The following is a 19,029-nucleotide window of genomic DNA, read 5'->3' as shown; positions in this document are numbered from 1 at the left end:
TCCCCAGCCCTTCCGAACCTCCAAGGACCAGGACACCATGACCTTCGACTACAAAGTTGCCGATCTCTCACTCGCCGAGGCCGGCCGCCACCAGATCCGCCTCGCCGAGCACGAGATGCCCGGACTCATGGCGCTGCGCCGCGAATTCGCCGAGTCCCAGCCCCTCGCGGGAGCCCGCATCGCCGGCTCCCTGCACATGACGGTGCAGACGGCCGTCCTCATCGAGACGCTGACCTCCCTCGGCGCCGAGGTGCGCTGGGCGTCCTGCAACATCTTCTCCACCCAGGACGAGGCCGCCGCGGCCGTCGTCGTGGGCACCGGCACGGTCGAGGAGCCCGCCGGGGTGCCCGTGTTCGCGTGGAAGAACGAGTCCCTCGAGGACTACTGGTGGACCGCCACCCAGATCCTCACCTGGCCGGGCCAGGCGGACGGCCTCGGCCCGAACATGATCCTCGACGACGGCGGGGACGCCACGATGCTGGTGCACAAGGGAGCCGAGTTCGAGGCGCTCGGAGCGGTGCCCGCGAACCCGCAGGAGGGCGACGCCGACTACTCGCACGAGTACACCGTGTTCCTGGACACCCTCCGCTCCACGATCGGCTCCGAGCCGCAGAAGTGGACCGCGATCGCCGCGGGCATCAAGGGCGTCACCGAGGAGACGACCACGGGCGTGCACCGCCTCTACCAGCTGGCCGCACAGGGCAAGCTCCTCTTCCCCGCGATCAACGTCAACGACTCCGTCACCAAGTCGAAGTTCGACAACAAGTACGGGATCCGCCACTCGCTGCCCGACGGCCTGAACCGGGCCACGGACGTGCTGATCGGCGGCAAGGTCGCCGTCGTCTGCGGGTACGGCGACGTCGGCAAGGGCGCGGCCGAGGCCATGCGCGGCCAGGGCGCCCGGGTGATCGTCACGGAGATCGATCCGATCTGCGCACTGCAGGCGGCGATGGACGGCTACCAGGTCGCGAAACTGGAATCGGTGCTCGCGCAGGGCGATATCTTCATCACGACCACCGGCAACAAGGACGTCATCATGGCCCGCCACATGGCGGGCATGAAGCACCAGGCCATCGTGGGCAACATCGGGCACTTCGACAACGAGATCGACATCGCGGGCCTCGGGCGCATCCCGGGGGTCGAGAAGATCGAGATCAAGCCCCAGGTCCACGAGTGGGTCATCCCCGCCGACGAGTCCGCGGGCGTGGAGCAGCACTCCATCATCATGCTGTCCGAGGGCCGCCTGCTGAACCTCGGCAACGCCACGGGTCACCCCTCGTTCGTCATGAGCAACTCCTTCGCCAACCAGACGATCGCCCAGATCGAGCTGTACACGAAGTTCGAGCAGGACGACGCCGAGGGCAACCGCGAGTACGCGAACGAGGTGTACGTGCTCCCGAAGGTCCTCGACGAGAAGGTCGCCCGCCTGCACCTGGACGCCCTCGGCGTCGAGCTCACCGAGCTGACCAAGGCGCAGGCCGAGTACCTGGACATCGACGTCGCCGGTCCGTACAAGTCGGAGCAGTACCGCTACTAGGCAGCACCCCCCCCCCCGACGCGGCTGCTGCCGGTTCCCTCGGGGGCCGGTGGGAGCCGTCCCCGACGGACGCCGCGCGGCCTCCGCGGTGAGGCACGTCACGTGACGTACAGTCCGCTCAGGAGCAGTGACGGTGAAGGGCTGGACGCATGCGCATGAAGCAGGGATCGGGCAGGGCCGCAGCGAGTCGGAAGATCTGGACGATCGCGGCCATCGGTGCCGCTGCGGTCGTCGCCGTCGGCGGTGGCGTGGGCATCACGACGGCGTCCTTCTGGGACGAGTTCGAGCCGTCGTCGACGTCGTCCCCGGGATCCTCCCCCGCGGCGTCGGCACCCGATGCTCGGTCCGACTACACCGTGGGCGTCACGCCCACGGACGGCGCGTTCTCGGTCAACCCCGCCACCCCGCCCGCGGTGACGGTCACCGGGGCGACGCTCGACGCCGTCGAACTCGTCCGCCGTGCGGGCGGCACGCCCGTCGCCGGGACCCTGTCCGACGACGGCACGCAGTGGACCGCGACGGACCGTCTCGCGTTCGACACCGAGTACGAGCTCTCCTACACGGCCCGCGACGCCGCCGGACAGCCCCGGCGAGGTACCTCGACCTTCAGGACCGTGGAGCCCGCGAACGAGGCCGACGCCGCGATGTACCCGCTGGACGGCGCCACGGTGGGCACGGGCCAGCCGCTCGAGTTCACCTTCAGTGAACCCGTGACCAACCGGGACGCCGTCGAGAAGGCCATCACCGTCACCAGTACGAGCGGTCAGCCCGGCGCGTTCTACTGGCTCTCGGACACCAAGGCCCGCTACCGCCCCGAGACGTTCTGGGCCCCGAACAGCACGATCACGGTCGAGTCCAGGCTGTTCGGCGTCGACTTCGGCAACGGCATGATCGGCAACGGCGACACGATCAGGACCGTGAAGACGCACAACACGCGCCTGGCCGTGGTCGACAACGCCACCAAGACCATGGAGGTTTATCTCGACGGGAAGCTCGATGCCACGTTCCCGATCACCCTCGGCACCGAGGACTGGCCCTCCACCGAGGGCTACATGGTGGTGATGGAGCAGTACGAGAGCACCCGGTTCACGGCGGAGTCGATCGGCCTGGAGCCGGGCGATCCCGCCTACTACCCGCCGACGGTCGTGAACCACGCGAGCCGCCTGAGCAACGGCGGAGCGTTCGTGCACGAGGCGCTCCCCGCCGCGCAGGTGGCCCTCGGCAGGTTCAACGTCTCCCACGGCTGCATCGGCATGTCGCCCGAGGGCGCCGAGTACTTCTACGACACGTTCGCGACCGGAGACGTGGTGCAGATCCTGAACACGGACTACGGCCCCATGTACGTGTGGGACGGCTTCGGCGACTGGAACGTGCCGTGGGACGAGTGGGTCGACCAGCCCTAGCCGAACGGCAGGTGGTGGAGCCTCTTCGCCGTCGACTCCGTCCGCTCGCGGCGGCGCATCATCGCGGCATAGTCGCGGTCCCGGCGCGCGGCGATGACGGCGTGCAGGAACTCCTCCGGAGGGGTGTCCGCCGGGGGTGCGGGGAAGACGTGCCGGCCCGCTTCGGCGGCAAGATCCCGGGAGAGCGCGGTGCGGGCCGACGGCGTGAGGCGCGGGGCCTGCGCCAGGAACTGGGACATCCTCCGGCCGAGGGCGTCGGGCAGGCGCCCGATGTCCGCCGTGGCCGCCCAGTGCTCCAGGCGTGGAGGCATGACGAGGACGGCCCGGGGCCGAGCGACGACCCGCTCCCGCATCGCGTAGGTCCCGGCCAGCAGGTCGCCGAGGCGCTTGGAGCGCTCGTTGAACAGGGAGACGAGGAACGCGAGCGAACCGACGAGCATGTAGATCTCGAGGATCGCCAGCATGCCGCGGATGAAGGCGTGCCGGAAGCGGATCGCACCGCCGTCGTCCCGCACGATCCGCAGCCCCATGACGAGGCGGCCCAGCGACTTCCCGCGGGTCACGGTCTCCACCGTGACCGGCAGGACGAGGAGGAGCAGCACGACGACGACCAGGACCAGGGCTCGCGTGAGCGCATCGTCGAGGACGCCGCCGAAGACGTTCCCGATCAGCAGCAGCAGGAGGATCGCGAGGATGACCTGGGCGATGATGTCGATCAGGACACTCAGCCCCCGGGCGGCGAATCCGGCGGCCTTCAGTTCGAGGACCACCGCCTCGCCGGTGACGACCGAACTCATGCATGTCCCCCTGACGACCGGTGACGGGTCCTGGTGGTCCCGTGCTCCCTGCAGCGTAGCGCCGTCGTGCCGTTGCCGCTCCACGACGACCCCGGAACTATAGGGTTGGGCCATGGACGTTGACGCATTCATCGCCGTGCACCGCAGCGACTGGCAACGCCTGGATCACCTCGTGGGCCGGCGGCGGCTCGACGGCGCGGAGTCGGACGAACTGCTGGTGCTCTACCAGCGCGTGTCCACGCACCTGTCCATCATCCGGTCCGTGGACCCCGAGAGCGCACTGTCCGGGGCGCTGTCCACCCGGCTCTCCCGCGCGCGGACCCGGTTCACCGGGGCGAAGTCCAACACCATGGAGGACATCGCGCAGTTCTTCGTCTTCTCCCTGCCCGCTGCGTTCTACCGCGTCCGGTGGCTTACAGCGGTGGTCGGGGTGCTCTTCATCGCGGTGGCCTGGCTCTACGCCCTCTGGGTCGGCACGCCCGGGGTGATCCAGGCGCTCGGGCCGGACGAGGAACTCCGACGCTACGTGGAGGAGGACTTCGTCGACTACTACTCGGAGAACCCTGCCGCCTCCTTCGCCGGGCTGGTCTGGACGAACAACGCGTGGATCGCGCTGCAGGCCGTCGCGTTCGGCGTCACCGGCATCTGGCCGGTGTTCATCCTCTACCAGAACGCGCAGGGCGTGGGCATGGCCGCCGGCATGATGGCGTCCTACGACCGGCTCGACACCTTCTTCGTCTACATCCTGCCGCACGGTTTCATGGAGCTGACCGCCATCTTCATCGCCGCCGCCGCAGGGCTGCGCATCTTCTGGGCCTGGGTGGCTCCGGGACGCAGGCCACGCGCCGCGGCGCTCGCGGAGGAAGGCCGTGCGCTCATCACTGTCGCACTCGGGCTGGTGCTGGTGCTGCTCGTCTCGGGGCTCGTCGAGGGATTCGTCACACCGAGCGGGCTGCCGCCGTGGCTGCGCCTCGGCATCGGGTTCCTGGTCTTCGCCGCGTACTGGGCGTACACCCTGATCCTCGGACGGCGCGCGGTCGCGGCGGGGCACCGCGGCGACCTCGGCGCCGTTGACCGGGGAGAGGCCGTCGTCACCGCCTGACCCCGAGCGACGGGCGTGCGGGGAGCCTCCCGTTCAGCGCCCGAATGCCCGGTAGTGTCGAAAGACGCCGGATGCAGGCACCGGCGGCACCCATCAAGGAGAGATCGCAGTGGCAGAGACCGACAGCACCCGTCCGAGCGCATCCGTCGCATCCCGTGCGGAACGGATGGACGACGACGCCGCTTCGGTGGGGGCGGACTCCGGGGCCCCCGATGCCTCCCGGGTCGAGGACGACGCCGCTTCCGGCGCTGCCGCGGCCGGGACGGCCGCCTCCGGCGCTGGTGATCCCGATCCCGGGGAGGAGCCGATCCCTGCCACCACCCAGCGCGACCCTCTCCCGATGCGGGAGGCCGCCGGCCGGCCGGACCTCCCGGGCGTCGACGGGGACGAAGGGACCCCGGGCGGTCACGGGGCCACGGTCTCCACCGCCTCGACCGTTTCCCCTGCTTCCACCGCCGCGACTGCCTCCCCGGACGGACAGGACCCTGCCGGAGTCCCGGCGGCCGCCGCGGTGGCAGGGCCGTCGTCGGGAGCCGGTTCGTCGGGGAGTGGGAGTCACGCGCCGGCCGCCGTCGAGCCGTCCACGGACACGGCGGCCCTCTCCGTGCGCCCCCCGGACAGCGAAGCGGCCCGGCGTGCCGCGGCCCGGGACCAGGCGGCCGCGGCGAAGCCCGCGCTCCCGCGATTCCTGCAGGTCGTCGTCGCCCTGTTCTTCCCGGTCATCGTGGTCGCGGCCGCCATCCGGGCCGTGGCGACGTCGTCGTTCCTGTGGCTGGAGTACCACCGGCCCGGGTTCCCCGCCGACCGGTTCGGTTTCTCGCTGGACGACCGCATGACCTACGGCTCGTACGCGCTCGACTACGTGCTGAACTTCGCGCCGCCGCGGTACCTCGGCGACCTGGTGACGCCCGAGGGCGAGCCGCTGTTCCTCGAGTCGGAGGTGGGCCACATGGCCGATGTGAAGGGCGTCCTCGGGCTGTCCTTCTTCATCGCCCTCGTGCTCCTCGTCCTCGCCGTCGCGGCCTGCACCTACCTCGCGCGGCACTACAAGGGCGGGGTCCGCCGGGCGCTGTTCTCCGGTGCCGTGCTGACGCTGGTCGGCATCGTGGTCCTGACCGTGCTGGCGGTCCTCGCGTGGCAGACCTTCTTCACGCAGGTCCACGCCCTGTTCTTCGCCGACGGCACCTGGACCTTCCGTGTGGACGACACCCTCATCCGGCTGTTCCCCGAGCAGTTCTGGACGGACTCCGCCGTGACGGTCGCGGTTCTCGTGCTCACGGCGACGATCCTCACGCTGGTCCTCACCTGGCCCACGAAGGCCCGCCGCGACCGCTCCATGATGGCCCAGGACGCAGCGCGGGCACGGTCCCGGGAGGCGCTGGACGCCCCCTAGCAGATCCCCGGACGCCTAGCGGCTCCCCGGGACGCCGCGGTCACCGCCTGGCGTAGAGCTCGTCCACCGCCAGGGCGTGGTCGGCGACGACGGCGCCCCGTTTCAGCTTGAGGGTGGGCGTCAGGTGCCCCGACTCGACGCTGAGGTCGACGTCGAGCACGGTGAACTTCCGGATCTGCTCCGCCTGCGAGACGGTGGCGTTCGCGCCGTCGACGGCGGACTGCAGGTCGGCGAGGACGTCGGTGTCCAGGGCGGCCTGCTCCGCGGTCAGCCCGGGCCGGCCGTGCGCGGCCGCCCAGGGGTCGAGGGCCTCGCGGTCCAGGCTGATGAGCGCCGCGATGAACGGCCGGCCCTCGCCGACGACGACGGCCTGGCCGACGAGCGCGTGCTCACGGAGCTTCTCCTCGAGGGGGCCCGGTGCCACGTTCTTGCCGCCCGCGGTCACCAGCAGGTCCTTCTTCCGGCCGGTGATGGTCAGGAAGCCGTCGTCGTCGAGCGCGCCGAGGTCGCCGGTCCTGAAGTAGCCGTCACCGGTGAAGGCCTCCGCCGTCGCGGCACCGTTCCGGTGGTACCCGGCGAAGACGCCCGCGCCCTTCACCTGCACCTCGCCGTCGTCGTCCAGCCGGACACTGGTGCCGGGCATCGGGATGCCGACGGATCCGACGCGCGTCAGGGACACCGTGTTCACCGTGCACGGCGCGGTGCTCTCGGTGAGGCCGTACCCCTCCTGCACCATGACCCCGGCGCCGCGGAAGAAGTGGGTCAGGTGCTCGCTGAGCGGGCCGGCCCCGGACACCGTGTAGGTGACCTCGCCGCCGAAGACGTCCCGCAGCCGCGGGTACACGAGCCTGTCGAAGACCGCGTGCGATGCCCGCAGGACGGGCGAGGGGCCGCGGCCACCCCGGCCGCCGGCGTCCACCGCACGCGAGTAGGCGACGGCAGTGCGCTCGGCGGCCGCGAAGAGCCGCCCCTTGCCGGACTCCGCCGCGCGCCGGCCTGCCGTGGCGTGGATCTTCTCGAAGATGCGCGGGACGGCGAGCAGGAACGTCGGCTTGAAGGTCCTCAGGTCCTCGAGCAGCTGCTGCGCCGAGCCGGAGTGCGCCAGCGTGATGCCGCCCGTGAAGCACACCACCTGGACGGCACGCGCCAGCACATGGGCCAGGGGCAGGAACATGAGGGTCCGGGCGTTCTCCTGCCTCAGGAACTCCGGCAGGAACTCGAGGGTGTTGACGGCGAACAGCGCGAAGTTGCCGTGCGTGATGACGCAGCCCTTCGGCCGTCCCGTCGTGCCGGAGGTGTAGACGATGGACGCCGCATCCCCGAGGCCGCGGGAGGACCGCGCCGCCTCGAGTGCGTCGTCGGACACCGCGGCGCCGTCCTCGCCGAGCGTCGCGAGGCTCTCCACGCCGTCGGGCGCCTCGCGGGCCAGCCGGACCAGGGCGGTCGCGTCCGCCCGGCCGGTCCGTGCGAGGGCGTCCAGGACCACGCCGGCCCGGGTCCCGTCCTCGACGAACACGACGGCGGGCCGTGCGTCCTCGAGGATCCATGCGACCTGGTGGGCGGAGGAGGTCTCGTAGATGGGGACGGTGACGGCTCCGGCGAACCAGATCGCGACGTCGGCGAGCGTCCACTCGTAGCGCGTCCCCGACATCACGGCCACGGCGTCGCCGGGCCGCACACCGCGCGCCACCAGGCCCTTGGCGACGCGCGTCACCTGCTGCAGGAACTCGGCCGCCGAGACGTCCTGCCATCGCGTCCCTGACCGCACCGCATACAGCGCCCGCCCCGGATCGGCGTCGTGGGTCCGCAGCAGGGGGTCGGTGATGTTGCCGGTCGCCGGCAGGTCGACCAGGAGTTCCGTGATGGCTTCGCGCACAGGTGCTCGCTTTCGTTCCGGTAGGGCCCGGAGGACCCGGGGGCCGCGGCCTAGATCCAGCTCGGCAGCCACATGCGGTCGCGCCACTGGTCGTAGGGGATGACCTCGGCGGTCCAGATGGGCAGGAAGTAGGCCGAGAGCGCGACGGCGGCGGCCAGGAAAAGCCCCACCAGCACGATACCCGTCCGCCGCCGGGCGCCGTCCGCCGCGGGCCCGCCGAGCACGAGGCCGAGGCAGTACACCAGGGACAGGACGAGGAACGGCTCGAAGGCCACGGCGTAGAAGTAGAAGGTGGTCCGATCGGGGTACAGGAACCAGGGGAGGTAGCCCGCGGCGACACCGGTGAGGATGGCCGCGGCGCGCCAGTCGCGGCGGCCCAGCCAGAAGAACAGGAGCACGATCAGGGACAGCGCGGCGCTCCACCAGATGAGCGGGTTGCCGAGCACGGTCACGGCCTGCGAGCACGCCTCCGCCCCGCACCCGGCCGGCTTCTCGTAGAAGTACGACGTCGGGCGGCCCACCACGAGCCACGACCAGGCGCTCGCCTCGTACGGGTGGTCGGAGCCGAGGCCCTGGTGGAAGGCGTAGGCGCTGCGGTGGTACTCGGCGAGGGAGCGGAGCCCGTCGGGCAGCCAGCCCCACTGTTCCGACGGGTTCTGCTGGGCCCAGGTGCGGTCGTAGGCGTCCGAGGACCGGAACCACCCCGTCCACGCTGCCAGGTAGGTGAGCGCGGCCACGGGGACGAGGCAGGCGAAGGCCGGCGGGCCGTCCTTCAGCGCAGCCCCCAGCACCCAGTGGTGCACCCCGGCGATGCGCCGCGCACTCATGTCCCAGGCGACGGTCATCAGGCCGAACGCGGCGATGAACGGGAGGGCCGACCACTTGGTGCCGAGGGCGAGTCCGAGGCACACGCCGGCTGCGAGGCGCCACGGACGGAATCCCAGGAAGGGGCCGTAGGTCAGCTGCGCGCGGGAGGGCCCGCCCCCGTACGGGGGCGCCGCGAGCCGGTCCGCGAGCCGCCGCCGTCCGTCGTCGCGGTCCGCCAGGAGCGCCGCGAACGCGGCGAGGAGCCAGAAGCTCAGGAAGATGTCCAGCAGCGAGGTGCGCGACTGCACGAGGTGGTGCCCGTCGACCGCGAGGAGCAGCCCGGCCGCGGCCCCCAGCAGCGCCGAGCCGAACATCCGGTGGGCGACGACGGCGAGCAGGAGCACCGAGAGGGTCCCGACGGCGGCAGCGGAGAAGCGCCAGCCGAACGCGTTGTCCGAGCCGAACAGCAGCATGCCGACGGCGATCATCCACTTGCCGACCGGCGGGTGGACCACGTAGTCGGGGGTGCCGAGCAGCACGCCGGGATCGCCGGCGTCGAAGGACTCGTTCGCGTTCTCCGGCCATTCACGCTCGTACCCCGACTGCAGCAGCGAGTAGGCGTCCTTGACGTAGTACGTCTCGTCGAACACGAGGGACCCGGGTTCGCCGAGGCGCACGAAGCGCAGGATGCCGGCGAGCAGGGCCACGGCCAGCGGGACGGCCCAGCGCAGGGCGCCGCCCGGGGACGCAGAGCCGAGGAGGCGGGCCAGCAGCGCGTCGCGCGTGAAGGCGAGGGAGGGAGCGAGGACCCAGGATCCGGCCTGCTGGGGGCTGTCCCGTCGGGGTCGGACGGCGGTGGGGCTCACCCTGCCATGCTACCGGCGGTGGAGGCGCGGGCTCCGCACCCGGCCGGTTGCCTGGCCGGTGCGGAGCGCTAGGCTGGTCCGGTGAACCAGCCATTCGACGACGACGCCCCCGACTCCGTCCGGGAGGACCCCTCGGCGCATGAGGGGGAGGCGCCCGACCAGGCGCAGGAGACGGACCGGTCCGACGACGCCGTCCGGAGCCCCATCACGGCCTACCGCGGCACTGCGGGCGACGACAGCGGCCGGGGGCGGATCGTCCTCGCGGCGACGCCCATCGGCAACATGGGGGACGCGACCGAGCGCCTGATCGGCCTCCTCCACACCGCCGACGTCGTCGCAGCCGAGGACACGCGCCGGCTCCACCGCCTGGTGCAGGCACTCGGCGTCACGGTGACGGGCCGGGTGATCAGCTACCACGAGCACAACGAGGCCGAGCGGACGCCCGAGCTGCTCGACCTCGTCCGGGACGGCGCGACCCTGCTGATGGTGACCGACGCCGGCATGCCCTCGGTCTCGGACCCCGGCTACCGCCTGGTCGAGGCCGCGGTCGCCGAGGGCCTCGACCTGACGGCGGTGCCCGGTGCGTCCGCGGTGCTCGCGGCGCTCGCCCTGTCCGGGCTGCCCACCGACCGGTTCTGTTTCGAGGGGTTCCTGCCCCGCAAGCCGGGCGTGCGGGCGGGGCGCCTCGCCGACCTCGCCGCGGAGCGCCGCACGATGGTGTTCTTCGAGGCCCCGCACCGCCTCGAGGCGATGCTCCGCTCGCTGCAGCAGGCGTTCGGCTCGGACCGGCAGGCCGCCGTGGCCCGCGAACTGACCAAGGTGCACGAGCAGGTCATCCGCGGATCCCTCCTGGAGCTCCTCCAGTGGGCACAGGAGAACGAGGTGCGCGGGGAGATCGCCGTGGTCCTCGCCGGCGCCCCGGAGGCGCCGCCCTCACGGCCCGAGGACCACGTGGCGGACGTCAACGCGCTCATCGACGGCGGGATGCGCCTCAAGGATGCCGTGGCGGCGGTCGCGGAAGAGGCCCGCGTCAGCAAGCGGGAACTGTATGCCGCGGTGATCGCCGCGCGCTGATCGAACGCGTGCCGGTGCTGTGCACTCGTCCAAAGGGAAGCCGGTTCCGTGGTGCAGCCCCTACTGGACACCCGTTCATCGCCCGGTCTAGCGTGAGCGGGAATGCCCCGACGGGGCGCGCCCCGAATCTTCCCGAAGGAGCTCACAATGGCTGTCACCGCCGACCAGGAGAAGGCAGTACTCGACAAGGTGCCCACCGGGCTCCTCATCGACGGGGAGTGGCGGGCGTCGTCGTCCGGAGCCACGTTCGACGTCGAGGACCCGGCGACCGGCCGCACCCTGCTCACGCTCGCTGACGCCACCCCCGGGGACGGCATGGCCGCGCTCGACGCCGCCGTCGCCGCGCAGGCCGGCTGGGCGCGCACCGCTCCGCGCGAGCGCGGCGAGATCCTGCGGCGTGCCTTCGACCTCGTCACCGCGCGCGCCGACGAGTTCGCCCTGCTGATGACCCTCGAGATGGGCAAGCCGCTGGCCGAGGCGCGCGGCGAGGTCACCTACGGCGCGGAGTTCCTGCGGTGGTTCTCCGAGGAGGCCGTACGCACCTCGGGCCGGTATTCGGTCTCCCCGGACGGGAAGTCGCGCCTGCTCGTGACCAAGAAGCCCGTGGGGCCGTGCCTGCTCATCACGCCGTGGAACTTCCCGCTTGCCATGGCGACCCGGAAGATCGCGCCGGCCATCGCCGCCGGCTGCACGATGGTGCTCAAGCCCGCCAACCTGACCCCACTCACCTCTTCGCTGTTCGCCACCGTCCTGCAGGAGGCAGGCCTTCCCGCCGGTGTGCTGAACATCGTCAACACCACCACGGCCGGGGACGTCACCGGGCCCCTCATCGAGGATGCGCGCCTGCGCAAGCTCTCCTTCACGGGCTCCACCCCGGTGGGCCGCAACCTCCTCGCGGCCGCGTCGAAGAACGTGCTGCGGACCTCCATGGAGCTCGGCGGCAATGCGCCGTTCGTGGTGTTCGAGGACGCCGACCTCGACGCCGCAGTGACCGGCGCGATGCTCGCGAAGCTCCGGAACATGGGTGAGGCCTGCACCGCTGCCAACCGCTTCATCGTCCACGAATCGGTGGCCGACCGCTTCGCCGCGGCTCTGGCCGAGCGCATGGAGGGCATGACCCCGGCGCGCGGCACGGAGGACGCCTCGAAGCTCGGCCCGCTGATCGACCGGAAGAGCCGGGACAAGGTCCACGAGCTCGTCACCGCGGCCGTCGGCGACGGCGCGGTCGCCGTCACCGGTGGCGCCCCCGTGACGGGCGACGGCTACTTCTACCAGGCCACCGTACTGAAGGACGTGCCCCGGTCCTCGCGCATCATGCAGGAGGAGATCTTCGGCCCCGTGGCGCCGATCATCACGTTCGGCACCGAGGACGAAGCGGTGGAACTGGCCAACGACACCGAGTACGGCCTCGTCGCCTACGTCTTCACACGCGACCTGAACCGCGGCCTGCGGATGGGCGAGCGGCTGGACACCGGCATGCTGGGGCTCAACGCCGGGGTCGTGTCCAACGCCGCGGCACCCTTCGGCGGCGTCAAGCAGTCGGGCCTCGGCCGCGAGGGCGGCGCGGAGGGCATCGAGGAGTACCTGTACACGCAGTACGTGGGGATCGCGGACCCCTACGCCTCCTAGACCTCCCGGGACCACGCACGAAGGCCGGCACCTTGGGTGCCGGCCTTCGTGCGTTCCGATGCCGCCTCCCGAACCCGCGGAGTCAGCGGCGTTCGCTGCTCCGGAACCGGTTGAGCAGCGACTGCGGCAACAGCCGCGCCCTGACCCGGGTGGACCACGTGCTGTTCGCCCGGAGTGCCCGCGTGACGGTGTCGACGTCGTCCCAGCGGGGCCCGGCGGCCGGCCGCGTGCGGGTCGACGCCGGGGCGGGCCAGCGCCCGGGCGCCGGGACGTACGCGGGGGAGCCGGGGTTCCCGGTGCCGTGGTCCGCGTACTCCTCGAACTCGTAGGCCGTGCGCAGGCGTGAGAGGGACGTGGCGGGATCGCCCTCGAACCCGGCGTCGCGAGTGAGCCGCCCGGCGAAGGTCCGGGGTGTGTCGGTGGGTTCCAGCCGGTAGCCGTAGTCGCCGGCGATCTCCGTAGTCTCGGCCCAGGCCGCGGTCGCCGCCCTGCCGCCGGCAGTACCGTCCGTGGCACCTGCCGCGTCGCGGACGACGACGGTGCGGCGCCGGGCGCGGGTCCTCGCCGTCCGCAGGAGGAACGGCAGGAGGGCGAGCAGCACCAGGCCGAGCCCGGCCGCCACGTTCGCCACGGGTCGGGCGTCGTCCTGCGCCGCCCCGCCGCGGGCCTCCACGCCGTCCTGCGCGGCGTCCGTCGGGGCCGCCGAGGGGTCCAGCGGATCCGGGTTGCCCCCGGGGTTCAGCGCATCGGAATCGTCCGCGCGCGGCCCGACCGGCGAGAACGCCTGCTGCGCATAGGTGGGCACCACGCCACGGGACGGCGTGGGCTCGAACTGGACCCACCCCACGCCCTCGAAGTACAGCTCGGGCCACGCGTGCGCGTTGCGGGAGTCGACGACGAACTCGCGGAGCTCCGTGCCCAGCGGACCCTCCTCGGTGTCGCCCGTGGGACTGCCGGGGGTGTAGCCGATCGCCACGCGGCTGGGGATGCCCGCCGCACGCGCCATGACCGCCATGGTGCCCGCGTAGTGCACGCAGTACCCGGACTTTTCCTCGAGGAAGCGGGCCATGACGTCCATGCCGTTGCCGTCGTACCCGCCGTCCACGGGGGCCTCCACCGAGTAGGAGAAGTCGGGGCTCCGCAGGTAGCTCTGGATGGCGATGGCCTTGTCGTAGGGATTCACGAACTCGTCCGTGACCTCCGCGGTCCGGGTGCGGACGATCTCCGGGGTGTCGTCCGGCAGGTCCATGAAGACCTCCGCGACGGCGTCCGGGTCCGCGGGGCCGATCACGCCGAGCCCCTCGCGCGTCAGGTCCGCGGCGCGGCTCTGCACCAGGTAGTCCTGGCGTGCCGTCGATCCGCCGTCGGTGGCGAGGATGGAGAGGTTCGCCGGATCCCAGGCCCACGCCCCGGCCAGGTTCGCCACGCCCGTCGGCGCGTAGGGGGCCACGAGCCAGGGGCTCGCATAGCTCTGCGTGCTGACGCGCGTGAACACGGTGTCGCTCGCGGGTGGGTTCTCGGGCGTGCCCGCCTCCGCCCCGATCTCGGCCACGCCCGTCTCGCGGTCGTTGATCCGCTGGTCGGGCTCCCAGCGCCTGCCGCTGAAGTCCTCGAGGGTGACCGCGCGGAGGTACAGGGGGGCGTCCGAGTTGGTGGAGTAGGTGATCCGGCCGAAGCCGGTGGGGTTGCGGAGGTCGTTGCCGAGGGTCACCGCGGGGTTCAGCCCGGTGGCGGTGCCCCACACGTTGAGCCGGGAGCCCTGCGGGAAGGCCCCGGAGTTGAACCCCGGGATGGTGAGCGGCAGGGCCATCGTCACGGCGAGGGCTGCCGCGCCGATGATCGCGCTCCGGCCCGCGAAGCCGGCGGAGGCGCGCGCACCGCCGGAGGCGAGGCGGTCCTCCCGCCGCTGCGCGAGCGCCAGGAGCAGCAGGAACGCCAGGACGGTGGCCACGAAGGCGGGCATCCCCACGCCGTCGGGCTTCACGACGGCGGGGGTGATCAGGATCGCGAAGAGCCCGAGTCCGCTGGCCGCCGGCATGCAGATGGTCGTGGAGACGAGGTCGATGACGATGGCGATGAGACCCAGGGCGGCGCACAGGACCAGCACGAGGCCCGCTCCGGGCAGCACGGGCGCCACCTGCGAGACGACGGTCTCCTCCGCCTGGGCGAGGAGGCGCTGCAGTTCGAGCGGGGTTCCCGGCCCCGGGATGACGCCGAGGATGCTCTGCCGCGGGAAGAACCGCGCCGTGAGCGCCCCGACGAGCGCGAGGAGGCCGACCAGCGCGGTGAGTGCGCCGTTCAGGCGCAGGGTCCGGGTGAGCGCCATGGCGAGGAGCACGGGGACGAGCGTCTGGAGCACGGGAAGGAGCCACGTCCACGGCTCGACGACGCCGTTGAGGCTCGTGGAGGCGGCGAGCACGGCGAGCAGCACGCTCCCCGTGACGACCCAGTGCCAGGGATCGCTCGGAGGCCCCGCCGGCGCCGGTCGCGCCGCCGGGGGAGCCGGCGACGACGCCACACGGGGGAGGGTGGAGGTCATTCCCGTCCCCCGGGCACGGGGGCGCGTGAGGATCGCCCGGGCGACGTCGACGCGGCGGCCGGGGAGGCGTGGGCGGACGTCCGGCCGACGGCGTGTTCGAGGCCGGCCCAGACGACCGGCAGCTTCGCCGAGGGCGAGGCCGCCGTGGCATGCCAGCCGGCATCCCGCAGGATGGCGAGCTGGGGCTGCGACTCGGCGGGGCGGTCGGTGGCGAGGATGGCATAGGCCGGCGACCCGTAGTCGGACGCCGAGGCCAGGGCCCGTGCGTCCTCCGTGGTGATCAGGCCGAGGACGGCGATCAGCGGCCCGCGGTGCCGGTTCGCGGCGAGCCGGTCCAGGAGGTCGTCGCCGAAGGCGGCGTGCGGGGTCCTGGCGTGCGGGGACTTCGGGGGAGCCTCGGAGGCGGGCCGGCGTCCACGGCGCACCGCGCTGCGCGCCGCCTCACCGGCCCGCACGGCGGTGCTGCCCGAGTGTTCGACGTGGCCCTGCGTGCGGTGCCCGGCCTCGGGCGCGAGTTCGAGCGCCGCGAGCCCCTCGGCGATGCCCTCGACGGCGCCCTGCCCGTGGTGCTCCTCCTCGGCCGGGAACGCCGCCGAGGGCGAGTGCAGGAGGGCGGGCGCCCCCTGCTGGTCCAGGAACCGCAGCGCGTAGCTGCGTTCGAGCAGGTGCGCGCTGATCGACATGGCGGCCGTGACGGCCCACTCGAAGGTCGGCGACGTGGACAGCGCGCTGTCGGCGGCGGCGGCGTCTCCGCCGAAGACCGCGCTGAGACCGGTGCTGAAGCTGTGGTGCCGCTGGTCGAGCAGCAGGGTGGCCTGCGGCGTGGTCACCGATTCCTCCTGCCGCACCATGAGTTCGCTGTGACGTGCCGTCGCGGCCCAGTGCACGCGCCGCAGCGAATCGCCGTACCGGTACTCGCGGGTCATGACGTCGTCGTCGCTCGGGTTGGCCTGGCGCCGGGTCGCGGCCATGCCGTCGTTGCCGCGGGATCCGGCGAGCGCCGAGACGAGCAGCTCGACCGGCGCGGGGGTGACGACCAGCGGGTCCGCCGTGCCGAGGACGTGGCGCGATCTCCCGAGGCCGAACGGATCCGTGAACTCGGCGGTGACGGGCCCGATCTCGTAGACGCCTCGCGAGGTGGAGCGGATCCGGTACTCGTAGAGGGAGACGCCGTCGCGGGTGGGTCTGCGCGAGGGATAACTGAACCGGGGTGCCTGGCCGAATCGCGCGGGGAGCTGCTCCTCCATGGCGATGCTCGCCCCGCCCGCGACGCTCGCCGTCAGGGAGAGCGTGACGGTCGTCGTGGAGCCGATCTCCATGGTCTGCGGCTGGAACCGGCGGCCCACCGTGAACCGCGGTTTGACGAGCCGGAGGACGACGACGGAGGCCAGCGGCAGGGCGAGCAGCAGGATCCCCACGTACAGGAGGTCCCGGCGCCCGAGGACCTGCGCGAAGAGCAGGGCGACCACGGCGGTCAGGACGAACCCCCAGCCGCGCACGGTGAGGAGGCCCGAGGGGAGCTTCTCGATGAGGTTCATCAGGGGCCGCCGGACGCTAGGAGGTGGGGGTGCCGGGACGGGGGAGTGTCATCGCCGGGGCGCCTCCCGGGCCACGGGGACGCGGGAGAGCACGTCCGCCACGATGCTCGACGCCGTCTCCCCGGCGCTCGTGGCCTTGCGGTCGAGCAGCAGCCGGTGGGCGAGGACGGCGTCGGCGATCGCCGCGATGTCATCGGGGAGCACGAAGTCGCGTCCCTCCAGGGCGGCGCCGGCCTTCGCGGCCCGCAGCAACTGCAGCAGCGACCGCGGGCTCGCACCGAGCCTCAGCCGGGGGTGCTCCCGGGTGGCGCGGCCGATGGACACGGTGTAGTCCTTCACCGCCGGCGAGACGTACACCCCGCGGACCTGCCGCATCATCCCGGCGATGTCCTCCACGCTCGCCACCGGGCGGATGGCCGCGAGCGGTGACACGGACTGGTGGGTCTCCAGCATGTCGGCCTCCGCGCGGGCGTCGGGGTAGCCCATGGAGATCCGGGCCATGAAGCGGTCGCGCTGCGCCTCGGGGAGGGGGTAGGTACCCTCCATCTCGATCGGGTTCTGCGTCGCGACCACCATGAACGGGTCGCCGAGCAGGTGCGTGTGCCCGTCCACGGTCACCTGGTGCTCCTCCATGCATTCGAGGAGGGAGGACTGCGTCTTGGCGGAGGCGCGGTTGATCTCGTCGCCGATGACGATGTTCGCGAAGACCGGGCCGGGCCGGAACTCGAACCGACGGGAGTCCTGGTTGTAGATGGACACCCCGGTGACGTCCGAGGGCAGCAGGTCCGGGGTGAACTGGATGCGGTTCACGGTGCAGTCGATCGTCCGGGCGAGGGTCTTCGCGAGCAGGGTCTTCCCGACCCCCGGCACGTCCTCGAGGAGCAGGTGGCCCTGGGCCAGGAGGACCGTGAGGGCGAGGCGCGCGGCCTCGGGCTTGCCGTCGATCACCGTCTGGATGGAGTCGAGGATGCGCGCGGCGATGGCGTAGAAGCCCGCGGCGTCCGGGTCCGGCGTCGTCACGAGCCGTGGGTCCGCAGCCACCTCGGCGATGTTGTGCTGGACGTCCATGGCTATCCTCCATGCGTGCGGCTGCCGCGCCGAGCGGCGCCGGAGGGCCGGGATCGCTCGACACGCAGGGAACGGCAGCGGCCGTTCCGGCGCTGGGCAGGACTGGCCGAGCTGAATGATTCAACAGGTTACTAGCTCAACCTGCTTCCCGGGCAAATAGTTCCGTACCACAACTAGGCTGGGCACCATGTGTACCAGCGTGCTGCCCGTCCCCCACCCCTACGCGGTGGGGCAGACGCCTCCCGCCTACCGCGAACCGGAGGAGGCCGGGACGTCCGACGGCGCCGGGGACGGCGCCGCGGCCCGACGCCGCCGCAGGGGTGAGTACCTGCCGCTGCCGGAGCCGCTGCCGGTGCCCGTGATCGACAACCACACGCACTTCGACTTCCGGGAGGGGGCGGTGGAGGTCACCATCGGCGAGGCCCTCGACGCCGCAGCGGCCGCCGGGGTGCGGGGCGCCGTCCAGGTCGGAACGGACCTGGCGTCCTCGCGCTTCACCGCCGCCGTCGTCGAGCAGGACCGGCGGCTCCTCGGGGCGGTCGCCCTGCACCCCAACGAGGCACCCCTGCTGGCCGCCGCGGGGACGCTCGACGACGCCCTCACGGAGATCGAGCAGCTCGCCGCCGGGCCCCGCATCCGCGCGCTCGGCGAGACGGGCCTCGACTACTTCCGCACCGGCGAGGACGGCCGGGGCAGCCAGTTGGCGTCCTTCCGCAGCCACCTCGACATCGCCCGACGGCTGGGCAGGGCGCTGCAGATCCACGACCGCGAGGCGCACGACGACGTCGTGGCCACGCTGCTCTCCGACACCGCGCCGGACCGCGTGGTGCTGCACTGCTTCTCGGGCGACGCCGAGCTCGCCCGGACCTGCAACGAGCACGGCTGGTACATGTCCTTCGCGGGCACCGTGACGTTCAAGAACGCCGCGAACCTGCGCGAAGCCCTCCTCGTGGCCGATCCCGCGCTCGTCCTGACGGAGACGGACGCCCCCTTCCTCACCCCGCATCCCTACCGCGGCCGGCCCAACGCCTCCTACGCCGTGCCGTACACCGTGCGCGCCATGGCGGGAATCCTCGACACCGACCTCGACGCCCTGTGCGCGCGGCTGACGGCGAACACCGAAGCCGTCTACGGCAGCTGGGACTGACCGGGAGCGGGCCGCCCCGTAGCCGAGCGCCGAAGAACGGGTGGTACCCGGACGGCACCCGAGTGTCCGCCCGGACGGCACCCGAGTGTCCGCCCGGACCACTCGGGTGGTCGGCACGCGTGCCCGGCCCCGGGCGCCTCCGTAGTGTTCAGCGGGAGGCAGAGCTGCCCGCCGTGTCGCACCGGCGCAGGTGATGCCTTCCCGCCGCCCTTCTCTTGAGACCGGAAGCCGGCGGCAAACCGGTGGTCTCCCT

The 19,029-nt window shown here is 72.2% G+C and carries 13 protein-coding genes; 7 read left to right on the top strand and 6 right to left on the bottom strand.

Going from position 1 to position 19,029, the window contains the following annotated elements:
* Positions 1–37: 37 nt before the first annotated feature.
* On the top strand, positions 38–1,537 hold the full coding sequence (gene ahcY, locus AC4D2F_RS12050; RefSeq protein WP_490910766.1) for an adenosylhomocysteinase: 1,500 nt from the start codon (positions 38–40) through the stop codon (positions 1,535–1,537).
* Between the two features lie 149 nt (positions 1,538–1,686).
* Positions 1,687–2,940: a L,D-transpeptidase gene (locus AC4D2F_RS12045; RefSeq protein ID WP_490910765.1), complete on the top strand. Its 1,254-nt coding sequence runs from the start codon at positions 1,687–1,689 to the stop codon at positions 2,938–2,940.
* On the opposite strand, the gene AC4D2F_RS12040 is transcribed toward AC4D2F_RS12045, so the two are convergent.
* The gene (locus AC4D2F_RS12040) at positions 2,937–3,737 is read right to left on the bottom strand and encodes an RDD family protein (RefSeq protein WP_490910764.1); all 801 of its coding nucleotides are present in this window, start codon (positions 3,735–3,737) and stop codon (positions 2,937–2,939) included. The genes AC4D2F_RS12045 and AC4D2F_RS12040 overlap by 4 nt on opposite strands.
* A 112-nt stretch (positions 3,738–3,849) precedes the next feature.
* Between AC4D2F_RS12040 and AC4D2F_RS12035 the strand changes: the two genes are divergently transcribed.
* The gene (locus tag AC4D2F_RS12035; protein ID WP_490910763.1) at positions 3,850–4,839 is read left to right on the top strand and encodes a stage II sporulation protein M; all 990 of its coding nucleotides are present in this window, start codon (positions 3,850–3,852) and stop codon (positions 4,837–4,839) included.
* A 109-nt stretch (positions 4,840–4,948) separates the two neighbouring features.
* Positions 4,949–6,232, top strand: a complete 1,284-nt coding sequence (locus AC4D2F_RS12030) for a TIGR01906 family membrane protein (protein ID WP_490910762.1) — start codon at positions 4,949–4,951, stop codon at positions 6,230–6,232.
* A gap of 40 nt (positions 6,233–6,272) precedes the next feature.
* On the opposite strand, the gene AC4D2F_RS12025 is transcribed toward AC4D2F_RS12030, so the two are convergent.
* Together AC4D2F_RS12025 and AC4D2F_RS12020 are read right to left on the bottom strand one after the other, a co-directional pair.
* A complete protein-coding gene (locus AC4D2F_RS12025; RefSeq protein WP_490910761.1) occupies positions 6,273–8,108 on the bottom strand; it encodes an AMP-dependent synthetase/ligase in 1,836 nt (611 codons plus the stop codon).
* A gap of 50 nt (positions 8,109–8,158) precedes the next feature.
* A complete protein-coding gene (locus AC4D2F_RS12020; protein ID WP_490910760.1) occupies positions 8,159–9,781 on the bottom strand; it encodes a dolichyl-phosphate-mannose--protein mannosyltransferase in 1,623 nt (540 codons plus the stop codon).
* Positions 9,782–9,985: 204 nt separating this feature from the next.
* Here AC4D2F_RS12020 and rsmI point away from each other — a divergent pair, with 204 nt between their 5' ends.
* Positions 9,986–10,855 (top strand): 16S rRNA (cytidine(1402)-2'-O)-methyltransferase, encoded by an 870-nt coding sequence (gene rsmI, locus AC4D2F_RS12015; RefSeq protein ID WP_258070010.1) that lies wholly within the window; start codon positions 9,986–9,988, stop codon positions 10,853–10,855.
* Between the two features lie 147 nt (positions 10,856–11,002).
* A complete protein-coding gene (locus tag AC4D2F_RS12010; RefSeq protein ID WP_490910759.1) occupies positions 11,003–12,484 on the top strand; it encodes an NAD-dependent succinate-semialdehyde dehydrogenase in 1,482 nt (493 codons plus the stop codon).
* Between the two features lie 82 nt (positions 12,485–12,566).
* Here AC4D2F_RS12010 and AC4D2F_RS12005 read toward each other — a convergent pair whose 3' ends face one another.
* The 3 genes from AC4D2F_RS12005 to AC4D2F_RS11995 are packed head-to-tail and all read right to left on the bottom strand — an operon-like array spanning position 12,567 to position 17,629.
* Positions 12,567–15,023: a transglutaminase TgpA family protein gene (locus AC4D2F_RS12005; RefSeq protein WP_490910758.1), complete on the bottom strand. Its 2,457-nt coding sequence runs from the start codon at positions 15,021–15,023 to the stop codon at positions 12,567–12,569.
* On the bottom strand, positions 15,020–16,561 hold the full coding sequence (locus AC4D2F_RS12000) for a DUF58 domain-containing protein (protein ID WP_490910757.1): 1,542 nt from the start codon (positions 16,559–16,561) through the stop codon (positions 15,020–15,022). The genes AC4D2F_RS12005 and AC4D2F_RS12000 overlap by 4 nt, the downstream gene beginning before the upstream one ends.
* Before the next feature lie 48 nt (positions 16,562–16,609).
* Positions 16,610–17,629, bottom strand: coding sequence for an AAA family ATPase (locus tag AC4D2F_RS11995; RefSeq protein WP_490910756.1), 1,020 nt, complete (start codon positions 17,627–17,629; stop codon positions 16,610–16,612).
* Between the two features lie 187 nt (positions 17,630–17,816).
* On the opposite strand from AC4D2F_RS11995, the gene AC4D2F_RS11990 reads away from it, so the two are divergent.
* On the top strand, positions 17,817–18,776 hold the full coding sequence (locus tag AC4D2F_RS11990; RefSeq protein WP_104168407.1) for a TatD family hydrolase: 960 nt from the start codon (positions 17,817–17,819) through the stop codon (positions 18,774–18,776).
* Positions 18,777–19,029 lie beyond the last annotated feature (253 nt).

The organism is Arthrobacter sp. TJ-263, assembly GCF_058269155.1.
This window is presented reverse-complemented; position numbering and strand designations above follow the sequence as displayed.